Below are 2,607 nucleotides of genomic sequence, written 5' to 3'. Positions count from 1 at the left end.
GTAGACCGCGCGCTCCTCGTGCGACGCGTCGAGTTCGAGCCGGCCGCCGGCCGCGAATTCGGCCGCGACATACAGCGTGCGCGAGAACGTCGTGACGGGTGAGCGCAGCCCGAACGCGTCGCCGGCGATCACCGTCAGTTCGACGCCGTTTTCGTTGCGGCGCGGCAGCGTCGCGGCCGGATGGTGCTCGAACGACGGCTCGGTGGTTTCGTGCGCGCGCGGCAGCGCGACCCAGGTCTGGATCCCGTGCACGGTGTGGCCGTTTTCGCGCTGCGCGTCGGGCGTGCGCTCGGAGTGGACGATCCCGCGGCCGGCCGTCATCCAGTTCACGTCGCCCGGCACGATTTCCTGCAGCGAGCCGAGGCTGTCGCGGTGCAGGATCGCGCCGTCGAACAGGTAGGTGACGGTGGCGAGGCCGATATGCGGATGCGGGCGCACGTCGAGCCCCGTGCCGGGCGGCAGTGTGGCCGGCCCCATGTGATCGAAGAAGATGAACGGGCCGACGAGGCGGGCGGCGAGTGCGGGCAGCGTGCGGCGCACCTGCAGATTGCCGATGTCGCGCACGTGCGGCTTCAGCAGGGCTTTGATCGGAGCGGTCATGGCGGATCCTCTAGGGCGGCGGGGGATGCCGGTCATTGTACTGGCCGTCCGCCGCCGATTCCATGCGCGCCGCGCGGGTATCGGGCCGGGGGCCGAAACCCGGTAGACTGACCGGCTTCGCAAGAAAACGCCGGGCCGCCCCGGGTTTTCGCCCCAAAGGAAGCCCCGTTCGGGGATCGCCGCCTCGGGGAGCCCGGCGCGAAGCGCCAGGGCCTGAGAGCACCTTGCACAACAATTCGACAATCGAGGAGACGCCGATGATGGCCCCGAAGGACTTGCTGCTTGCGCTGGTCGTGATCCTGGCGTGGGGCGTGAACTTCGTCGTGATCAAGGTCGGCCTGCACGGGATGCCGCCGATGCTGCTCGGCGCGCTGCGCTTCACGCTCGCGGCCGTGCCCGCGGTGTTCTTCGTGCGCCGGCCGCAGATTCCGTGGCGCCTGCTGGTGCTGTACGGCGCGACGATCCAGCTCGGCCAGTTCGTGTTCCTGTTCACCGGCATGTACGTCGGCATGCCGGCCGGCCTCGCGTCGCTCGTACTGCAGTCGCAGGCATTCTTCACGCTCGTGTTCGCGATGCTGTTCCTCGGCGAGCAGTTGCGCATGCAGAACCTGGTCGGCCTCGCGATCGCCGCGGGCGGGCTCGTCGTGATCGCGGCGCAGGGCGGCCGCGCGATGACGCTCGCAGGCTTCCTGCTGACGATCTGCTCGGCCGCGATGTGGGCGTTCGGCAACATCGTCACGAAGAAGGTCGGCCGTGCCAACCTCGTGTCGCTCGTCGTGTGGGCAAGCCTCGTGCCGCCCGTGCCGTTCTTCCTGCTGTCGCTGTGGTTCGAAGGGCCGCAGCGGATCGCGACCGCGCTCGCCGGGCTGAACGGCGCATCGATCTTCGCGGTCGTCTATCTCGCGTTCGTCGCGACGCTGCTCGGCTATGGGCTGTGGAGCCGCCTGTTGTCGCGCTATCCGGCCGCGCAGGTCGCGCAGTTCTCGCTGCTGGTACCGATCGTCGGCCTCGCGTCGTCGGCGCTGCTGCTCGACGAGCATCTGACGCGCACGCAATTGATCGGCACGGCGCTCGTGATGGGCGGGCTCGCGGTGAACGTGTTCGGCGGGAAACTGATGCGCCGCTTCGCGGCATCGTGACGCGCCGGCACGCACTGCGTGCCGGCGGTAGGGCAGGGTGGCCGGGTACGGCCGTCAGGCCATCCGGTTCTTCGCGAGCGGCGGATTCGCGGAGAAATAGCGCTTGATGCCGCGGAAGATCGCGTCGGCCATCTGGTCGCGATAGCTGTCGTCGTTCAGGCGGCTTTCCTCTTCCGGGTTGCTGATGAACGCCGTCTCGACGAGGATCGATGGAATGTCGGGCGCCTTCAGCACCGCGAACCCGGCCTGTTCGACCGAGCCCTTGTGCAGCTTGTTGATGCCGCCGACTTCCTTCAGCACGTAGTTGCCGTAGCGCAGCGAATCGCGGATCTGCGCGGTGGTCGACATGTCGAACAGCGCGCGGTTCACGGCCGCGTCCGCCGTCTTGATGTTGATGCCGCCGATCAGGTCGGACGAATTCTCCTTGTTCGCCATCCAGCGCGCCGCGGCGCTCGTCGCGCCGTGGTCGGACAGCGCGAACACCGACGAACCGCGTGCCGACGGCGTCGTGAACGCATCGGCGTGGATCGACACGAACAGGTCGGCGCCCACGCGGCGCGCCTTCTGCACGCGCACGTTCAGCGGCACGAAGAAGTCGGCGTCGCGCGTCATCATCGCGCGCATGTTCGGTGCGCCGTCGATCTTCGCGCGCAGCTTCTTCGCGATGTCGAGCGCGATGTGCTTCTCGTACGTGCCGCCGCCGCCGATTGCGCCCGGATCCTCGCCGCCGTGGCCCGGATCGATTGCAACCGTCAGCAGGCGCACGGTGCCGCCCTTGCCGGATTTCGGCGCGGTGAACTTGTAGGTGTCGCCGTCGTCGTCGCTGTCGTCGCGGCGTGCGATGACGGGCGGCGGCGGTTTGACGGCC

The 2,607-nt window shown here is 68.7% G+C and carries 3 protein-coding genes; 1 reads left to right on the top strand and 2 read right to left on the bottom strand.

Translation table 11 applies throughout. The features are described 5' to 3' along the window. The coding region (locus JYJ84_RS33755) for a pirin family protein (RefSeq protein ID WP_205190066.1) at positions 1 to 600 on the bottom strand (600 nt) is incomplete at its 3' end. Positions 601 to 860: 260 nt separating this feature from the next. Between JYJ84_RS33755 and JYJ84_RS33750 the strand changes: the two genes are divergently transcribed. Continuing rightward, positions 861 to 1,739, top strand: a complete 879-nt coding sequence (locus JYJ84_RS33750) for an EamA family transporter (protein ID WP_174955723.1) — start codon at positions 861 to 863, stop codon at positions 1,737 to 1,739. A 54-nt stretch (positions 1,740 to 1,793) separates the two neighbouring features. On the opposite strand, the gene JYJ84_RS33745 is transcribed toward JYJ84_RS33750, so the two are convergent. Continuing rightward, positions 1,794 to 2,607, bottom strand: an 814-nt coding sequence (locus tag JYJ84_RS33745; protein WP_205190065.1) for an N-acetylmuramoyl-L-alanine amidase, incomplete at its 5' end; no start/stop codon positions are given.

This window comes from Burkholderia sp. LMG 13014 (genome assembly GCF_905232215.1).
Taxonomy (GTDB): Bacteria; Pseudomonadota; Gammaproteobacteria; order Burkholderiales; family Burkholderiaceae; genus Burkholderia.
The sequence above is the reverse complement of the archived record's forward strand: the minus strand, read 5'-3'. Positions and strand labels throughout refer to the sequence as shown.

Excerpts from the sequence above, each read along its gene's own strand:
- JYJ84_RS33750 (WP_174955723.1), top strand. The coding sequence starts at position 861 with ATGGCCCCGAAGGACTTGCTGCTTGCGCTGGTCGTGATCCTGGCGTGG.